Consider the following 17,994-nt stretch of genomic DNA (forward strand, 5'->3'; position numbering starts at 1 on the left):
GAAGCGGTCACCTTCATTTGTCGAATTGGCATAAAGGGGGAAAGACGGACCCGTGGAAGCAAATCAAAAGATGCAATTATTATTAAGTGACCTTGGGATCACGACCGAGACGGACCTGTTTGATCAGGCCGAACTCTCACGACTCGTCGTCAATAAGAAGCGACGGACGTGGACGTTCTATTTTTCATTTCCAGCAGTATTGCCATACGACGTGCATCAATTGTTCATGAGTCGACTAGAAAGCCGTTATGCAACGTTTGCGGATGAGGTGTACGCTCGGTTCTCGACAGTAGCGGGTGGGAGCGAGCAAGACTATATCGACTATTGGCCACGAATCGTCAGCGAGTTGAGCCAAGTATCTGGCGCGATGCGCAGTTATTTCGGCTCCGTTTCGCCACGATTCGAGCAGAACAAACTTATGATTCCGGTGCGTTCCGCACCTGAGGCGAGTTATGTGGACAAAGAGCTCTGTCAAGAAGTACAGGCGCTCTATAGTGCCTATGGGTTCACAAAAAAACCGTGTCAGGCTCAATTTTCGGAAGACGCTGAGGCAAATCAAGCCCTTCGCGAACAGGTCGTTCAAGAAGATATCGAACAAGCGAAAATGGCACTGGCTGCCCAATTCGCCAAGGCAACAGAAACGAACGACGAACCGATTACAGAAATCCGGATGGGTGCGCTCATTAAAGATGAGATTGTCCCAATCAAGACGATTATCGAGGAAGAACGACGTGTCGCGATTCGTGGACTCGTCTTCTCAGCAGAGCGCAAAGAGTTGAAGAGTGGTAAGAAACTATTCACGTTCAAGATGACGGATTACACAGACTCATTGATTGTGAAGGTATTTGCACGCGATGACGATGACGACCGTATGCTTAGTGCCGTCAAAAAAGGGATGTGGATTCAAACGGCCGGTCGGGTCGAAGATGATTCGTTCATGCGCGAACTATGTATGATGGCATCTCAACTTCAAGAAGTGAAAGTAGAACCACCACGTGACGAATGGGAAGGTGAGAAACGCGTCGAACTTCACGCGCATACACAGATGAGCCAAATGGATGCCGTCACAAATGTCTCGTCGCTCGTCGCTCGTGCCGCAAAATGGGGACACCGTGCCATTGCCATTACCGACCATGCTGGAGTTCAGGCGTTCCCGGAAGCCTATTACGCCGGGAAGAAAAATGATATCAAAGTGTTATACGGAGTCGAGGCGAACGTCGTCAACGATGGTGTCCCTGTCGCTTATCATGCGACCGATGTGGCATTGGATGATGCGACATACGTCGTCTTCGATGTCGAGACGACGGGACTTTCTGCCGTCTACAATAAAATCATCGAACTCGCTGGGGTTAAAATCAAGGACGGAGAAATCATTGACCGGTTTGAAGCGTTCGCCGACCCGAAACATGCCTTGTCAGCGACCACCATCGAATTGACAGGAATCACGGATGACATGGTTCAAGGTCAACCGGACCCGGAAGTGATCACGAAACAGTTCGTCGAGTGGTGTGGCGACAGCATTCTCGTTGCCCATAACGCGTCATTCGACATGGGCTTCCTCGAGGCGACACTCCGTAGTGGTGGGCATGAACCGGACGATTACCCGGTCATCGACACGCTCGAACTTGCTCGAACGCTGATGCCGACGTTGAAGAATCATCGACTCAATACACTCGCGAAGCGATTCGATATCGAACTGACACAACATCACCGTGCCATTTACGATGCGGAAGCAACGGCGTATTTGCTCATGAAGTTACTCGATCTCGCTAAGCAGATGTTCGAAATGACGACACATCGCTCGTTGAACGCGAAAGTCGGCAGTGACGTGTCGAAGATTCGTCCGTTCCATGCGACCATCTACGCGAAAAACAAAAAGCCAGGACTTCGTCATTTATACGAGCTCATCTCCTTATCTCACATCGATTACTTGTATCGGATGGCACGCATGCCACGTTCCGAGCTTGTGAAACGGCGAGAAGGATTATTGATTGGTTCGGCTTGTGATAACGGGGAGATTTTTGACGCCGCCTTGAACAAGTCGGATGATGAACTCGAGAAGATGATGTCATTTTATGACTTTATCGAGATTCATCCCCCGGCACTCTACCACCATTTGATTGATAAAGAGATTGTGACGAATGAATTAGAACTCCGCGAAATCATTAAGCGCATCATTCGTGTCGCCGAGAAGGCCGAGTTACCGGTTTGTGCGACAGGGAATGTGCACTATCTAGATCGGTCCGACCGGTCTTATCGCGAAATCTTGATTCGTACACAAGGTGGGGCAAACTTCATCAATACGCGTAAGGAATTACCACATGCGCACTTCCGGACGACAAAAGAAATGATGGAAGAGTTCAAGTTTTTAGGTGACGATTTAGCGCGTGAAATCGTCATCACGAATCCGAATGCAATCGCCGATCAGATTGAGTCGATTCAAATCATCCCGGATGATTTGTACACACCTAAAATTGAAGGGGCAGATGATGAGGTTCGGAATATGAGCTACGACATGGCTCGCTCCATCTATGGAGACGAGTTGCCTGAAATCGTGGAGGCGCGTCTTGAGAAAGAGCTCAAATCGATTATCGGTCACGGGTTCGCCGTCATTTATTTGATTTCACATAAACTCGTTAAAAAATCACTCGATGATGGATATCTGGTCGGTTCGCGGGGGTCGGTCGGGTCGAGTCTCGTCGCAACGATGACGGAAATCACCGAAGTCAACCCGCTACCGCCTCACTACGTCTGTCCGAACTGTCAGCACTCACATTTCTTTAATGATGGATCGGTCGGTTCGGGGTATGACTTGCCAGACAAGGAGTGTCCGGAGTGCGGCACGTGGTACAAAAAAGACGGTCATGATATTCCGTTCGAGACATTCCTTGGTTTCAAAGGGGACAAAGTACCGGATATCGACTTGAACTTCTCAGGTGAATATCAACCGCATGCCCACGCCTATACAAAAGTACTGTTCGGAGAAGAATACGTCTATCGTGCCGGGACAATCGGAACGATTGCCGACAAAACGGCTTATGGATACGTGAAAGGCTATGCGACCGAGAACGATAAGATTTACCGGAACGCCGAAGTCGACCGTCTCGTTTCTGGGGTCACCGGTGTAAAAAGGACGACGGGGCAACACCCAGGGGGTATCATCGTCGTACCGGACTATATGGATATCGCGGATATCTCCCCGATTCAATATCCGGCGGATGACAATTCGTCTGAATGGAAGACGACTCACTTCGACTTCCACTCCATCCATGACAACTTATTGAAACTTGATATTCTCGGGCATGATGACCCGACCGTCATCCGGATGTTACAGGATTTGTCTGGTATCGATCCAAAGACGATTCCGACAGATGACCCGACAGTCATGAAGATTTTTTCTTCACCAGAAGTGCTTGGGGTGACACCAGAACAGATTGAATCGAAAACCGGGACGCTCGGGATTCCAGAATTCGGGACGAAATTCGTTCGTCAGATGCTTGAAGAGACAAAACCGTCGACGTTCTCGGAGCTCGTTCAAATTTCCGGTCTATCCCACGGAACAGACGTTTGGCTCGGGAACGCGAACGAATTGATTTATAACGGGACGTGCGAACTGAAGGATGTAATTGGTTGTCGAGATGACATCATGGTCTATCTGATTTACGCGGGCCTCGAACCGTCATTCGCCTTTAAAATCATGGAATCCGTCCGGAAAGGGAAAGGGCTCACGGAAGAGATGGAGTCCGAGATGCGAGAGAATGACGTGCCGGAATGGTATATCTCGTCTTGTAAGAAAATCAAGTACATGTTCCCGAAAGCACACGCGACTGCCTACGTGTTAATGGCGGTCCGGATTGCATACTTTAAAGTACATCATCCGATTCTGTACTACGCGACGTACTTTACCGTTCGAGCGGGAGATTTTGACTTATCCGCGATGATCAAAGGTCCCCAGGCCGTTCGTAAGGCGATGTCGGATATTCGAGAAAAAGGGTTCGATGCGACAGCGAAGGATAAAGGGCTACACACGGTCCTCGAACTTGCGCTCGAAATGCTCGAGCGGGGAATGAAGTTCCAAAACATCGACTTGTATCGGTCGAGTGCGACAGAGTTCTTGATTGAAGACAATACGCTGATTCCACCTTTCAACGCGGTCGATGGACTGGGAACGAATGCGGCAAAAGCGATTGTCGAAGCAAGGGAAGAAGGACAGTTCCTTTCGAAAGAAGATTTGCGGAAACGTGCGAAACTTTCGAAAACGGTCATCGAGACACTCGATACGATGAAATGTCTCGAAGGTCTGCCTGATGAGAACCAACTCTCATTCTTTGATTTTGGGGTGTAAGTTGCGATTTATCGGGAAAATATGATATATTAGTATCGAACAAAGTTGGATACTACGACGGAAAGGAGTAGGGAACCCTACTCCTTTCTTGTATGTAAAAGCCAGAAGGAGGGATGAGAGTGTCCAAAATAACAGAAGTCGTTGAATCGATTGCGTTGCCGATCGTAGAACGAGAAAACATGGAATTGGTCGATGTGGAATTTGTTAAGGAAGGTCCAGACTGGTTCTTGCGCGTCTATATCGATAAGCCGGGGGGCGTCGATTTGGACGATTGCGTCAATATCAATGAACAGCTCTCGGAAAAACTAAACGAAACCGATCCGATTGAACAGGCTTATTATCTTGATGTCTCGAGTCCTGGTGCGGAGCGTCCGCTGAAAAAGCCGAGCGATTTTGAACGTGCGGTAGGCAAAAATGTCTACATGAAAACGTTCGCTCCGATCGATGGTGCCAAAGAGTTTGAAGGAATTTTGACGGCATATGATGGGGAAACGGTCGTGATCGAGACACGCATCAAGACAAGAAAAAAAGCGGTATCGCTACCGGTTGACAAAATTGCACAAGCCCGCTTAGCGGTCACGTTTAGTTAAGGAGAGGGAAGAAGATGGGTCCACAATTACTCACTACAATCGATCAGATTGCCAAAGAAAAAGGAATCGACAAAAATATCATTATCGATGCACTCGAACAAGCGCTCATTTCTGCGTATCGCCGCAACGTGGCGAACCCGAACGAGCACGTGAAAGTCGAGTTTGATCAGGTGACGGGGGATATCCGTGTCTACGCTTTGTTAGAAGTCGTAGAGCGCCTCACGCAACCGGACCAACAGCTCTCACTCGAAGAAGCACATGAAATCGATCCGAACTATGAGCTCGGCGATTTCCATAAAGAAGAAGTCACACCGAGTGATTTTGGACGTGTCGCGGCGATGACGGCAAAACAAGTCGTCACACAGAAGATGCGTGAAGCGGAACGCGAACGCATCTACAACCACTTCGCTGACAAAGAAGATGAAATCATGACAGGGATCGTGGAGCGTTTTGACCCACGCAACCTTTATATCGGTCTCGAAAACAACATTGAAGCTGTATTGACACCGAATGAACAGATGCCGAACGAGTCATACCAAATTCATGATCGCATCAAAGTATACGTGACAAAAGTAGATTCAACGACGAAAGGTTCAGGTGCAGCGATTCAAGTTTCGCGTACGCATCCGGGACTTTTGCGCCGTTTGTTCGAACTCGAAGTTCCAGAGATTTCAAACGGAACAGTGGACGTGATGTCAGTATCACGCGAAGCGGGTGACCGTTCGAAAATCGCTGTACATTCGGATATCGTCGACCCAGTCGGCGCATGTGTCGGACCGAAAGGACAACGTGTTCAAACGATCGTCGACGAATTGAACGGCGAGAAAATTGATATCGTCCGTTGGTCTGAAGACCCGAAAGAGTTCGTTCGTAACGCACTCAGCCCGGCTCAGGTCGTTGCGGTATATGTCAACGAGCCAGCAAAATCGACGACAGTCGTCGTACCTGACTATCAATTGTCACTCGCAATCGGGAAACGTGGTCAAAACGCCCGTCTCGCTGCGAAATTGACAGGATGGAAAATCGATATCAAGAGTGAAACGGATGCCGAAGCACTTGATTTGTTCGATACGTTCACTGAAAAAGTTGAATCAGAACCAGAAATTGTTCAAAATGAAGTAGAACAAGACTTATCAGATGCTACAGTTGAAACGACTGCGGTGAAAGAAGAGGAATGACCATGAAGCAAAAGAAACTTCCTTTGCGTAAGTGTGTGGTCACACAAGAAATGCTCCCGAAAAAAGAATTGATTCGTGTCGTTCGGACGCCTGAAGGTGACGTGGTCATCGATCAGACGGGTAAAGTGAACGGTCGTGGCGCATACTTATCAAAAGATATCGAAGTCGTCCGTCAAGCAGAGAAAAAACGGACGCTCGACCATCACTTGAAAGTAAAGACGAGCGACGACTTGTATGAACAGTTGAAAGCTGTCGCAGGTGGCGAATCATGAGCCAGTGGGAATCATTGTTAGGCCTTGCTGCTCGAGCGAGGAAAGTAACGATGGGAGAAGAGTTTGTATTAAAGGATGTACGAGCGGGTCGTGCCAAGCTCGTCATTCTAGCCGGAGATGCAGGTGCCTCGACGAAAAAACGAGTCACTGACAAATGTGCGTCTTATCAAGTGCCATTGATTGAAGTGAGCGATCGCTATACAATCGGGGCCGCACTCGGTAAAGACATGCGTGTCGTCGTATCGGTGACAGAATCCGGATTTGCGAACAAGCTTAAGCAACTTCTCTCTTAACTATTAACGGAGGTGGATGCTTTGGGAAAACGCGTCTATGAATTTGCAAAAGAACAGAATGTAACGAGTAAACAAGTCATTACTCAATTAGAAAAATTGAACAAACCGGTGAAAAACCATATGGCCGTCCTCGATGAGGAAACGGTAAAACAATTGGACCGTGTGTTCAATCCTGAAAAATATCGTGCTGAAAAACAAGCGGAAGCGAAAGCGACGTCAACATCGAATGAGCCGAAGCAAGAGAAAAAAGAAGCACAATCGCCACGTCCACAAGCGGGACAACAGAACCGTGGCGGTCAAAATAATCGCGGTGGACAAAATCGTAACGACAACCGAAACAACGACCCACGCAATAAAAAACGTGGAAAAGGGAAAGGCAAAGGCAAGCCGGTAAAAGCGGCTGTGCCACAAGAAGCCGATCCAAACTCGAAGACAAGTCAGCGTAAAGCAGCACGTCTCGCGCAAGAGGCAGAGATGGGCAACGTCATCAAGTATGACGATGTACTCAGCGTGTCTGACCTTGCCTCAAAAATGAACAAAAAGCCAAACGAAATCATCATGAAGTTGATGGGTCTCGGTGTCATGGCAACCATCAACCAAACGCTTGATGATGAAACGGTTGAATTACTCGCTGCAGAATTCGGCTTTGAGGTTGAAAAAGAAGTTGTTGTCGATGAGACAGACTTTGAAACAGTTGAGATCGACTTCTCACAATATGACCTTGAAGAACGTCCAGCTGTCGTTACCATCATGGGTCACGTCGACCACGGGAAAACGACACTTCTTGACTCGATTCGTAACACGAAAGTCGTCGCAGGAGAAGCGGGCGGAATCACGCAGCACATCGGTGCTTACCAAGTTGAAGTCAACGATAAGAAAATCACATTCCTCGATACACCAGGTCACGCAGCCTTCACAACGATGCGCGCCCGCGGTGCCGAAGTGACAGATATCGCGATCATCGTCGTTGCGGCTGACGATGGCGTCATGCCACAAACAGAGGAAGCAATCTCGCACGCCAAGGCAGCGAACGTTCCAATCATCGTGGCAGTCAACAAAATGGACAAAGAAGGGGCAAACCCTGACCGTGTCAAACAAGAGTTGACAGAGTTCGGTCTCATCCCTGAAGAGTGGGGCGGCGAAACAATCTTCGTTCCGATTTCTGCCATCAAAGGCGAAGGGATCGATGAATTGCTCGAGATGATTCTCCTCGTTTCTGAAGTCGAAGAATATAAATCGACACCAGACATGCCAGCTCGTGGTTCAGTCATCGAGGCGAAACTCGACAAAGGACGTGGACCGGTCGCGACACTTCTCGTTCAACACGGTACACTTCGAATCGGAGATTCAATCGTCGTCGGTAGCACGTTCGGTCGTGTCCGTGCGATGGTCAACGATATCGGTCGCCGTGTGAAACAAGTCGGACCATCTACACCGATTGAAATCACTGGTTTGAACGACGTTCCACAAGCGGGTGACCAGTTCATCGTCTTCGAAGATGAGAAGAAAGCACGTGCAATCGGGGAAAAACGTTACCAACGTTACCTTGAGTCACAGCGTCGTGAGTCGGCGAAAGTAAGTCTTGATGATTTGTTCAGCCGCATTCAAGAAGGTGAAGTGAAAGACTTGAACGTCATCATCAAAGCAGACGTTCAAGGGTCAGCCGAAGCATTGGCTGGTTCACTCCGCAAGATTGATGTCGAAGGCGTCAAAGTTAACATCGTTCACCAAGGTGTCGGTGCAATCACGGAAGGTGACGTCATCCTCGCTTCAGCTGCGAATGCTGTCATCATCGGATTCAACGTCCGTCCTGATGGAAACGCACGTTCGATGGCGGAACAAGAGAACGTTGAAATGCGTCTCCACCGCATCATCTACAATGCAATCGAAGAAATCGAGAGCGCGATGAAAGGGATGCTTGACCCAGAGTTCGTGGAAGAAATCACAGGTCAAGTCGAAGTCCGTGACGTCTTCAAAGTTTCGAAAGTCGGTGCGATTGCAGGTTGTTATGTGACAGAAGGTAAAATCACACGTGACGCCGGTGTCCGTGTCATTCGTAACGGAATCGTGATTTACGAAGGTAAACTCGATACGCTTCGTCGTTTCAAAGATGACGTGAAAGAAGTTGCGACTGGTTATGAGTGTGGGATTAAAGTAGAGAAATTTGATGACATCAAAGTAGACGATGTCATTGAAGCGTTCGTCATGAAAGAAGTCGAACGTAAATAATGTGAGGAGGGATCACGTATGAAAATTCGTGCCCAACGTGTTGCCGAGCAAATGCGTAAAGAAATAACAGATGTCTTGTTACGTGAAGTCAGTGACCCGCGTACAAAAAACGCTACGATTACGAGCGTTGATGTGACAGGTGACTTACAGCAAGCAACAGTCTATTATACGGTGCTTGGTGATGAGGAAGATGTGAAAGCAGAAACGCAAGCTGGTCTCGATAAGGCGAAAGGGTTTATCCGTCGCGAAATCGGGAATCGCATCCGTCTTCGGAAAACACCAGAGATCTCGTTTGAATATGATTCTTCAGTCGCATATGGTAGCCATATCGATTCGTTGATTCGTGATTTGAACAAAGATTAATAATTTGAAAGGGGAGACGTCGTTCTCCCTTTTTTTATATGGAGGGATGAAATTGGAACCGAACGGAGTGCTCGTACTCGATAAAGATGCTGGCATGACGAGTCATGACTGCGTATTTAAATTACGAAAATTATTCCAGACGAAAAAGGTCGGTCACACGGGTACGCTTGACCCGGAAGTGACAGGCATATTGCCCATCTGTTTAGGGCGCGCCACAAAGTTATCGCGTTTTATCACAGATGAAGGGAAGCGTTACGTGGCCGAGGTGACGATTGGTACCGCCACGATGACCGAGGACGCGCATGGCGAGGTCGTCGCGCAGAAGTCAGTCACACCGAACGATTTGGATGCAACCCAGATTGACGAGGCGATGCGCCAATTGACAGGGAGGATTGAACAAATCCCTCCGTACTACTCGGCGGTCAAAGTAAATGGGAAGAAGTTGTACGAGTATGCTCGGAAAGGGCAGACCGTCGAACGACCTCGGCGGACGGTCGAGATTCATCGTCTGGAGCGGACGAGTGAATTGATATTCGAAGCGGACGTCTGTCGATTCCGAATGGAAATCGACTGTGGGAAAGGGACGTATATTCGAACGCTCGCCGTTCAGATTGGAGAGAAACTCGGTTACCCTGCCCATATGAGCGAACTCAGACGGACGAGCTCAGGAACGTTTGATGAAGCGACCGCGGTAACACTCGGAACGCTTCAAACACTTGAAACGGTCGAGGAGCGAATGGCGTATGTCATTCCTCTCGAAGATGTGATCAAACGCTGGCCAATGATCACCATTCCGAAGAATCGGGAACGCTATATTCGCAACGGCGGGAAGCTGAACGGCGTTTCGCTCGAATTTGAGTTATTTACTGTCTATAATGAAGAAGGAATCCCTCTTGCTTTATATCGAAGACAAGAAGGAACGACAGACGCTACAGTCGAGGTCATGTTGGCTATCGACTAAGGGGGAATTTGACAGTATGGAAACAAAACATCTCACTTATCCAGAAACACCCGACGTGTATCCATCCATTATGGTACTCGGTTTCTTCGACGGTGTTCATAAAGGGCATCAAGCTGTAATCAATCATGCCAAACGCGTGGCAGCTGAGCACAACCTGCCGGTGACGGTCGTCACGTTCGATCCTCATCCGAAACAAGTACTCTCCAATAAACCGGATGCGGTCCGCTATATTACACCGCTGTCCCGGAAACTGAAGCGCATCGAAGCGCTCGGGGTAGAGCGTTGCCTCGTCTTGACATTCACAAAAGAATTGGCCAATTTGTCCCCGCAACAGTTTGTAGATGATTATTTGATCGGTGCCGGAGCCGTGCACGTGACAGCTGGTTTTGATTACTCGTATGGAAAGTTTGGAGAAGGGACGATGGAGACACTTCCGTACCATGCGCGTGACCAATTCACGACGTCTGTCGTCACAGAGCAGACGATGGATGGGGAAAAAGTGTCATCTACCCGCATCCGTAAACTCTTGGCAGAGGGACAGGTCGATGCCGCACATGAACTCCTCGGTACGCCATACGTGATCTGTGGCGAAGTCATTCACGGTGATGCGAGAGGGCGTACAATCGGTTTCCCGACTGCGAACGTGTTGATGGACGCTTCGTACGTCATGCCACGATTGGGCGTATACGCGACTCGAGTCACGCTACCGGACGGACGGATGTTCCACGCGATGACGAATGTTGGACGTCGTCCGACGTTTTATGAGACGGGATCGGTCTCTGTTGAGAGCCATCTCTTCGACTTCTCCGAGGATTTATATGGACAAGTCATCGAAATCGAGTGGATCCAATATATTCGGAATGAACGCGCGTTCGATGGGTTGGATGCATTGGTCGCTCAACTAAAAGAAGATGAGGTGGCAGCTCGTTCAATCCTATCTTGACTTTCAAGAGCGGGTACGCTATCCTTGTCAAGTACGCAAAGTACACCGCTTCGCTTGGCTGGTCGATTCACCAACGTCGGCTCGGCAACGCGGCAATTTTTCATTAAATGGAGGTGGAGAGGCAATGGCACTCTCAAAAGAACGTAAAAACGAAATTATCGCGGAATTCGCGACAAAACAAGGTGACACAGGTTCACCGGAAGTACAAGTGGCTGTGTTGACTGAACAAATCAACACATTGAACGACCACCTTCGTACACACAAGAAAGACCACCACTCACGTCGCGGTCTCTTGAAAATGGTTGGACGTCGTCGTAACTTGCTTACGTACCTTCGTAACAAGGACGTTACACGTTACCGTGAATTGATTCAACGCCTCGGTCTCCGTCGTTAATCGATTGAGACTGTTTAACGGGCTGGGACAACGTCCTAGTCCGTTTCTTCTTTTTTAAGGAAAATGATTAGACATTCGTTGGAATGAGTTACATAATAAACTAGATAAGGTTTGAGAGGAGAATGTACATGTTAGGTACGAAACAAGTATTCTCTACAGAGTGGGGCGGACGCCCACTGTCTGTAGAGGTCGGCCAACTTGCGAAGCAAGCAAACGGCTCGGCACTCGTGCGTTATGGAGATACGGTTGTCCTTGCGACAGTGACGGCTTCAAAAGCACCAAAAGATTTAGACTTCTTCCCATTGACGGTCAACTATGAGGAGAAACTTTACTCGGTCGGTAAAATTCCAGGTGGTTTCCTTCGCCGTGAAGGTCGCCCGGGTGAAAACGCGATTTTGACATCACGTCTCATCGACCGCCCGATTCGTCCGCTCTTCCCAGACGGATTCCGTCATGACATTCAAGTCATGATTTACGTCATGTCAAACGACCCAGATTGCTCGGCTGAAATGGCGGGTATGCTAGGAACATCGATCGCGCTCTCGATTTCAGATGTACCGTTTGACGGTCCAATCGCTGGCGTGACAGTCGGACGTGTAGACGGTGAATTCGTCATCAACCCGACGACGGCTCAGTTGGAGAAAACGGACCTTGAACTTCAAGTTGCAGGGACATCGACAGCCATCAACATGGTTGAAGCAGGTGCGAACGAAGTGCCTGAGGACATCATGCTCGAGTCGATCTTGTTTGGACATGAAGAAATCAAGCGTTTGATCGCATTCCAACAAGAAATCGTAGAAGCCGTCGGAAAACCTAAATTCGAATACACGGTCTCGAAATACGATGAGACGCTTACTGCTGAACTCGAAGCAGCTCGTCCTGAAATCGTAGAAGCGGTTCAAGTGGAAGAGAAACATGCTCGTGACGAAGCCATCAACGAAGTGATTGCGAAATATGTTGCGATGTATGAAGAACGTCTTGCTGACGAGCCATCGAAACTCGGTGAAGTTTCAGGGATTTTGAACAAGTTCGTCAAAGATGAAGTCCGTCGTTTGATCACGGTCGAAAAAGTCCGCCCAGACGGACGTCGTCCAGACGTGATTCGTCCGCTCGCGTCAGAAGTCGGATTACTCCCACGCGCACACGGTGTCGGTCTCTTCACACGTGGTCAAACACAGGTCATGTCGGTCGCGACTCTCGGTGTCATCGGTGATGCGCAAATCATCGACGGAATCGGTCTAGAAGAGAACAAACGCTTCATGCACCACTATAACTTCCCGCCATTCTCAGTCGGTGAAGCACGTCCTGTCCGTGCACCAGGTCGTCGTGAAATCGGTCACGGGGCACTCGGTGAACGTGCACTTCTTCCAATTATTCCGAAAGAAGCAGACTTCCCGTATACGATTCGTCTCGTTTCAGAAGTACTCGAATCAAACGGTTCAAGTTCACAAGCTTCGATTTGTGGGTCGACACTCGCATTGATGGATGCAGGTGTGCCAATCAAAGCGCCAGTCGCTGGGATTGCCATGGGTCTTATCATGGAAGGTGAGCATTACACGGTCTTGACAGATATTCAAGGACTTGAAGACCACCTTGGGGATATGGACTTCAAAGTAGCTGGAACGAAAGACGGGATCACTGCCCTTCAAATGGATATCAAGATTGCCGGAATCACGCGTGAAATTCTAGAAGAAGCGCTTGAACAGGCACGTGTCGGTCGTTTGCACATTCTTGACCACATGCTTGAGACGTTGGATACACCACGTACACAATTGTCGAAATACGCACCGAAGATTGTGACGATGACAATCAATCCGGATAAAATCCGCGACGTCATCGGACCAGGTGGGAAGATGATCAACAGCATCATCGACCAAACGGGCGTCAAGATCGACATCGAACAAGATGGTACGGTCTTCATCGCCTCGACGGACCAAGAAGGAATCGATCTTGCCATGTCTATGATCGGTGACATTGTCCGTGAAGTCGTCGTCGGTGAAGTATACGATGCTACCGTACGTCGCATCGAGAAATTCGGCGCATTCGTCGAGTTATTCAAAGGGAAAGATGCACTCGTACACGTATCCGAATTCAGCCTTGAGCGTGTCGCAAACGTCGAGGATGTTGTGAAGCTTGGCGATTCGATTCAAGTCAAAGTCACTGAAATCGATGACAAAGGTCGTGTCAACGCATCACGAAAAGCGCTCATCTTAGAAGGATTGTCTCCTGAAGAGCGTGAGGCATACGAAGCGAAACGGAAGGCAGCACGTGAAAGCCGTCCACCTCGCGAAAGCCGTCCGCCACGTCGTGACGGGGACCGTCGTCCACCGCGCTCGACAAATTAATTATTCTGGCCATCGTCTTGGTGCGATGGCCTTTTTCATAGGAGTGAGAATATGGAATGGATGACACTAGAGAACGGTGTTCGAATCATCATCGAACCAATCGATGGTTCACTCAGCACCTCAACCGGGGTATTCATTAAAGCCGGAACACGTACAGAAACTTTTGAGAACATCGGTATCAGCCATTTGATTGAACATATGCTGTTCAAGGGCACCGCATCAAAAAGCGCAAAAGAGATTGCTTCCTTTTTCGATGAGCTCGGTGGAAGCGTCAACGCATTCACCTCGAAAGACCATACATGCTTTTATGTGAAGACGCTCGATGAACACGCGATCATGGCTCTCGACGTACTGACAGATATGCTGTTTGAGTCGGTGCTCGATGCACAGGAGTTGGAAAAAGAAAAGCGTGTCGTTGTGGAAGAAATTAAAATGTATGAGGACACGCCGGAAGATCTCGTTCATGAACTATTGGCCATTGCGGCGTATCGTGACGATATCCTCGCTCAACCTATTTTAGGGACGGAGGAGAGTGTCAATCGATTGACACGTGACCAGCTCGTCGAATACTTACAGGAACAGTATACGGCCGAGCAAATTGTCGTCTCGATTGCAGGTCATGTTTCTGAAGAATTGATTGAGGCGGTAAAACGTAGGTTTGCTCACATCCCTTCTAGGGAATCGTCGAAAGAAATCAATCAACCGGAACTGTTCCATGACACATTGTCGAAACAAAAAGAAACGGAGCAAGCCCACCTCTGCTGGAACTACGAAGCGATTCCCGCGACGGATGACCGTTTGCCTCACTTGGCATTGATGAACAACGCAATCGGCGCGACGATGTCTTCGCGTTTATTCCAGTCCATCCGTGAAGAAGAAGGGTTAGCTTATTCCATTTACTCTTACTACACGACGTTTTCCGATCACGGTACGTTTACCATTTATGTCGGTACGTCACCGGATACGTTAGAACAAGTCGAAGTCATCCTTGAGAGAGAGATGAAGCGACTTGTCGCAGAAGGTTTGACTGCTGAGGAAGTAGACAAAGGCAAGCGACAATTGAAAGGATCGATCGCCCTCGGGAATGAAAGTTCGAGTGCCCGCATGAACCGGAACGGACGGAACTTGCTATTGCTCGACGAAGTCGAGCCGATTGAACAAGTGATTGAGAAAGTAGAACGGATTGAACGCGATGAGGTCAATGCATTGATTCGTGAGGTGTTGAACCATCGCCCGGCGAAGTCATATGTCCTCCCAAACGAAGCGTGACTTGAAACCGAATTGTAAGTTCTCTACACTGATTAAGAGGTATTCTTTAGTTTGGATAGGATACAGGTGAAAGAAGGGAAAGACTTGAACTTAACGGATTTAGTGAAGACGATACAACTAATTAATCAACCAAATCTAGAAGGCATCGTCGTGACGCATGTGACGACGGACTCGCGAGAAGTTGTGCCGGGAACGCTGTTTGTCGCCATCAAAGGCTATACGGTGGATGGGCATGAATATGCGGCACAAGCGGTAGCGCGAGGCGCGGTGGCAGTCGTTAGCGAACGACCGCTCGACCTGTCAGTGCCAAACTTGATTGTGCGTGACAGTTCGCGTTCAATCGGGTTGTTGGCTTCGGCCTTTTATGCGTATCCATCTGAACAGATGCGACTGTTCGGGATCACGGGAACGAATGGGAAAACGACGACGACGACGATTTTACGAGACGTCCTCGATGTCCTCGGTCATTCAACCGGTTTGATTGGGACCGTTGAAGTACGCATCAACGATAAAATCGTTCCAAGTAAAAATACGACGCCTCAAAGTTCAGAACTTCAACAGTTATTGGCACAAATGCGTGATGAGGGCGTGACGGACGTGATGATGGAAGTGTCCTCACACGGTCTTGAGCTCGGACGTGTCATCGGAACTGATTTTGACATCGTGGGCTTCACGAACTTGACACACGATCACCTAGATTTTCATGGAACGTTTGAAAACTATGCACGTGCAAAAGGGTTATTGTTCGCTCAACTCGGTCAAATGGCCTCACGTGGAAAAGTAGCCGTCTTGAACGCGGACGATGCACAAACGCCTCTTTATGAGACGATGACCGGTGCGAAAGTAATAACATATGGGATTGATGCGCAAGCAGACTTGATGGCAACGGACATTGAACAGACGTTGTCTCAGACCAGCTTTACATTGAATTACCAAGGCGCAAAACTTCCGGTAACGGTCCAGTTCATCGGTCGTTTCAACGTGTACAATCTATTGTTGGCGACGGGTTGTCTTCTCGCTGCCGGTTACTCGCTTGAGCGAATTGCAAAAGCACTTGAGATGATTCATCCGGCCAAGGGACGGATGCAACGTTTAGACGTCCCAGGTTACAACGTATATGCGGACTATGCTCATACACCTGATGGCATCGAACAGTGTCTGAAGTCGCTCGTCGGCGTACCAAAAGAAAAGATTATCTTTTTGATTGGGACAGGTGGAAACCGTGACGTCACAAAACGTCCGGCAATGGGCGAGATGGCTTCGTCCTATGCCGGTACCGTCATCATCACGACAGATGATCCACGATTCGAAGCGTATGAGTCCATTACAAAAGGGATTGCGGCCGGGATGACCCATGACAACTTTGTTGAAATCGGGGATCGAGAAGAAGCGGTCCGTTATGCGGCCCGTTTAGCGAAACCGGACAACATCATCGTGCTAGCAGGGAAAGGGCACGAAAAGTACCAAATTATCGGAAATGAAAAATTGCCGCTCGACGAAGAGGCGATTGTACGAGCGACCATTTTGAATACGGAGGAAGCATGATTTATGGCAGTACAACCAATTACGTTGACAGAAAAAGAACATGACGACTTCGTCAAAACACACGACCGTGGAGATTTGTTGCAACTATCGAGTTGGGGAGATGTGAAGCGCCAAAATGGCTGGACTTCAGAACGTGTCGCGGTTGCGCGAGACGGCGTGACGTCCGGTGTCGCTTTACTTTTGTTTAAACGTGTCCCGAAATTACCATACACATTGTGTTATGCCCCACGCGGATTTGTCGTGGACTACGAAGATTTGGCATCGCTGCAGGCGCTCGTGAAAGAAGCGAGACGTGTCGCGGTGGCACATAAAGCCATCGTCGTAAAAATCGATCCAAACATTGATCGCGATGAGATGCCAGGGCTATTGACCGAAATGGCTGCCATCGGGTTTAAACATAAGGGATATGGCGGTGGATTTGATTACGCCCAACCTCGTTTTACCATGGAAACGGATTTGCGCCCGAGTGAGAAAGATATTTTTACGAAATTCCATCATAAGTTCCGCTACAACGTCCGCCTCGCGGAGAAAAAGGGAATTGTCTGCAAGGAGGTCGGTCGTGACGGACTCAAAACGTTCGCCGATTTGATGAAAGTAACAGGGGAACGTGACGGATTCGCTACGCGAGGGCTCGATTATTTTGAGAACCTATACGATTGTCTGCAACCGAACGATGCCCGTCTCTTCTTGACAACCCTCGAACCGAAAATCGCACTCGAACAGCAACAGGCAACGCTAGAAAAAGCGAAGAAAGAGTTGGCGAAGATTGAACGGGGTCTTGAGAAAGAAACGATTGAGAAGAAGCGTAACAGTCTTTTGAACCGCAAGGAACAGACGGAAGCACAAATTCAGAAAGCGGAGCAAGCCCTCCCTGAGCTGGTCGAACTTGATCAGACCTATCCGAACGGGCTCGTCTTATCAGGTGGTCTGTTGACACTCGCAGGACGGCGCTCTTATTACTTATACGGAGCCTCGTCAAATGAATTCCGTGAATTTATGCCGAACCACTTGATGCAGTGGACGATGATGCAGGCGGCCAAAGAGAGTGGCGCCGAGCGATACGATTTCGGCGGGGTATCAGGAAGTACGGACCCGGATGATGAGTATGCTGGTCTATACGCATTCAAATCGGGATGGGGAAGCGACATGATTGAAAAGGTCGGGGAATTCGACCTCGTCTTGAATCGTCCTTTGTATATGGCTCTCGAAAAAGGATTGCCACTCTTAAAAGGACTGCGTAAACGGTTAAGAAGATGAGGTGGACAGG

14 protein-coding genes are annotated in these 17,994 nt (G+C 48.8%); all 14 read left to right on the forward strand.

Going from position 1 to position 17,994, the window contains the following annotated elements:
• Nucleotides 1-52: 52 nt before the first annotated feature.
• The 14 genes from Q9R25_RS02610 (at nt 53) to Q9R25_RS02675 (ending at nt 17,984) form a co-directional block, all read left to right on the forward strand.
• Entirely contained in the window at nt 53-4,345 is a 4,293-nt protein-coding gene (locus Q9R25_RS02610) for a PolC-type DNA polymerase III (protein ID WP_214691051.1), read from the forward strand.
• Between the two features lie 113 nt (nt 4,346-4,458).
• Entirely contained in the window at nt 4,459-4,935 is a 477-nt protein-coding gene (gene rimP, locus Q9R25_RS02615) for a ribosome maturation factor RimP (protein WP_193343250.1), read from the forward strand.
• A gap of 14 nt (nt 4,936-4,949) precedes the next feature.
• Nucleotides 4,950-6,113, forward strand: a complete 1,164-nt coding sequence (nusA, locus tag Q9R25_RS02620; protein ID WP_215244043.1) for a transcription termination factor NusA — start codon at nt 4,950-4,952, stop codon at nt 6,111-6,113.
• Nucleotides 6,110-6,385: an RNase P modulator RnpM gene (gene rnpM, locus Q9R25_RS02625; RefSeq protein WP_193343251.1), complete on the forward strand. Its 276-nt coding sequence runs from the start codon at nt 6,110-6,112 to the stop codon at nt 6,383-6,385. The genes nusA and rnpM overlap by 4 nt, the downstream gene beginning before the upstream one ends.
• Nucleotides 6,382-6,678 carry a YlxQ family RNA-binding protein gene (locus Q9R25_RS02630; RefSeq protein ID WP_015881428.1) on the forward strand — a complete coding sequence of 99 codons (297 nt, stop codon included), beginning with the start codon at nt 6,382-6,384 and terminating at the stop codon, nt 6,676-6,678. The genes rnpM and Q9R25_RS02630 overlap by 4 nt, the downstream gene beginning before the upstream one ends.
• Nucleotides 6,679-6,699: 21 nt before the next feature.
• A complete protein-coding gene (gene infB / locus Q9R25_RS02635; RefSeq protein ID WP_074037217.1) occupies nt 6,700-8,907 on the forward strand; it encodes a translation initiation factor IF-2 in 2,208 nt (735 codons plus the stop codon).
• A gap of 18 nt (nt 8,908-8,925) precedes the next feature.
• The gene (gene rbfA, locus Q9R25_RS02640; protein ID WP_159562106.1) at nt 8,926-9,270 is read left to right on the forward strand and encodes a 30S ribosome-binding factor RbfA; all 345 of its coding nucleotides are present in this window, start codon (nt 8,926-8,928) and stop codon (nt 9,268-9,270) included.
• A gap of 46 nt (nt 9,271-9,316) precedes the next feature.
• Nucleotides 9,317-10,231 carry a tRNA pseudouridine(55) synthase TruB gene (truB, locus tag Q9R25_RS02645; protein ID WP_251125233.1) on the forward strand — a complete coding sequence of 305 codons (915 nt, stop codon included), beginning with the start codon at nt 9,317-9,319 and terminating at the stop codon, nt 10,229-10,231.
• Between the two features lie 16 nt (nt 10,232-10,247).
• On the forward strand, nt 10,248-11,174 hold the full coding sequence (locus tag Q9R25_RS02650) for a bifunctional riboflavin kinase/FAD synthetase (protein WP_074037214.1): 927 nt from the start codon (nt 10,248-10,250) through the stop codon (nt 11,172-11,174).
• A 124-nt stretch (nt 11,175-11,298) separates the two neighbouring features.
• Entirely contained in the window at nt 11,299-11,568 is a 270-nt protein-coding gene (gene rpsO / locus Q9R25_RS02655) for a 30S ribosomal protein S15 (RefSeq protein WP_074037213.1), read from the forward strand.
• A gap of 128 nt (nt 11,569-11,696) precedes the next feature.
• Nucleotides 11,697-13,913, forward strand: coding sequence for a polyribonucleotide nucleotidyltransferase (pnp, locus tag Q9R25_RS02660; RefSeq protein WP_311282754.1), 2,217 nt, complete (start codon nt 11,697-11,699; stop codon nt 13,911-13,913).
• A gap of 51 nt (nt 13,914-13,964) precedes the next feature.
• The gene (locus Q9R25_RS02665; RefSeq protein WP_196430555.1) at nt 13,965-15,182 is read left to right on the forward strand and encodes a M16 family metallopeptidase; all 1,218 of its coding nucleotides are present in this window, start codon (nt 13,965-13,967) and stop codon (nt 15,180-15,182) included.
• A gap of 51 nt (nt 15,183-15,233) precedes the next feature.
• Nucleotides 15,234-16,727 (forward strand): UDP-N-acetylmuramoyl-L-alanyl-D-glutamate--2,6-diaminopimelate ligase, encoded by a 1,494-nt coding sequence (locus Q9R25_RS02670; RefSeq protein ID WP_230872800.1) that lies wholly within the window; start codon nt 15,234-15,236, stop codon nt 16,725-16,727.
• A gap of 3 nt (nt 16,728-16,730) precedes the next feature.
• Nucleotides 16,731-17,984, forward strand: a complete 1,254-nt coding sequence (locus Q9R25_RS02675) for a lipid II:glycine glycyltransferase FemX (protein ID WP_214691047.1) — start codon at nt 16,731-16,733, stop codon at nt 17,982-17,984.
• The last annotated feature ends 10 nt before the right edge of the window (nt 17,985-17,994 follow it).

It is taken from the genome of Exiguobacterium sp. BG5(2022), from assembly GCF_031844365.1.
Taxonomy (GTDB): domain Bacteria; phylum Bacillota; class Bacilli; order Exiguobacteriales; family Exiguobacteriaceae; genus Exiguobacterium; species Exiguobacterium profundum.

Bases quoted from the DNA above. Each gene is read 5' to 3' on its own strand.
- rimP (WP_193343250.1), top strand. From the start codon at position 4,459: ATGAGAGTGTCCAAAATAACAGAAGTCGTTGAATCGATTGCGTTGCCG.
- nusA (WP_215244043.1), top strand. From the start codon at position 4,950: ATGGGTCCACAATTACTCACTACAATCGATCAGATTGCCAAAGAAAAA.
- rnpM (WP_193343251.1), top strand. From the start codon at position 6,110: ATGACCATGAAGCAAAAGAAACTTCCTTTGCGTAAGTGTGTGGTCACA.
- Q9R25_RS02630 (WP_015881428.1), top strand. From the start codon at position 6,382: ATGAGCCAGTGGGAATCATTGTTAGGCCTTGCTGCTCGAGCGAGGAAA.
- rbfA (WP_159562106.1), top strand. From the start codon at position 8,926: ATGAAAATTCGTGCCCAACGTGTTGCCGAGCAAATGCGTAAAGAAATA.
- truB (WP_251125233.1), top strand. From the start codon at position 9,317: ATGAAATTGGAACCGAACGGAGTGCTCGTACTCGATAAAGATGCTGGC.
- Q9R25_RS02650 (WP_074037214.1), top strand. From the start codon at position 10,248: ATGGAAACAAAACATCTCACTTATCCAGAAACACCCGACGTGTATCCA.
- rpsO (WP_074037213.1), top strand. From the start codon at position 11,299: ATGGCACTCTCAAAAGAACGTAAAAACGAAATTATCGCGGAATTCGCG.
- pnp (WP_311282754.1), top strand. From the start codon at position 11,697: ATGTTAGGTACGAAACAAGTATTCTCTACAGAGTGGGGCGGACGCCCA.
- Q9R25_RS02665 (WP_196430555.1), top strand. From the start codon at position 13,965: ATGGAATGGATGACACTAGAGAACGGTGTTCGAATCATCATCGAACCA.
- Q9R25_RS02675 (WP_214691047.1), top strand. From the start codon at position 16,731: ATGGCAGTACAACCAATTACGTTGACAGAAAAAGAACATGACGACTTC.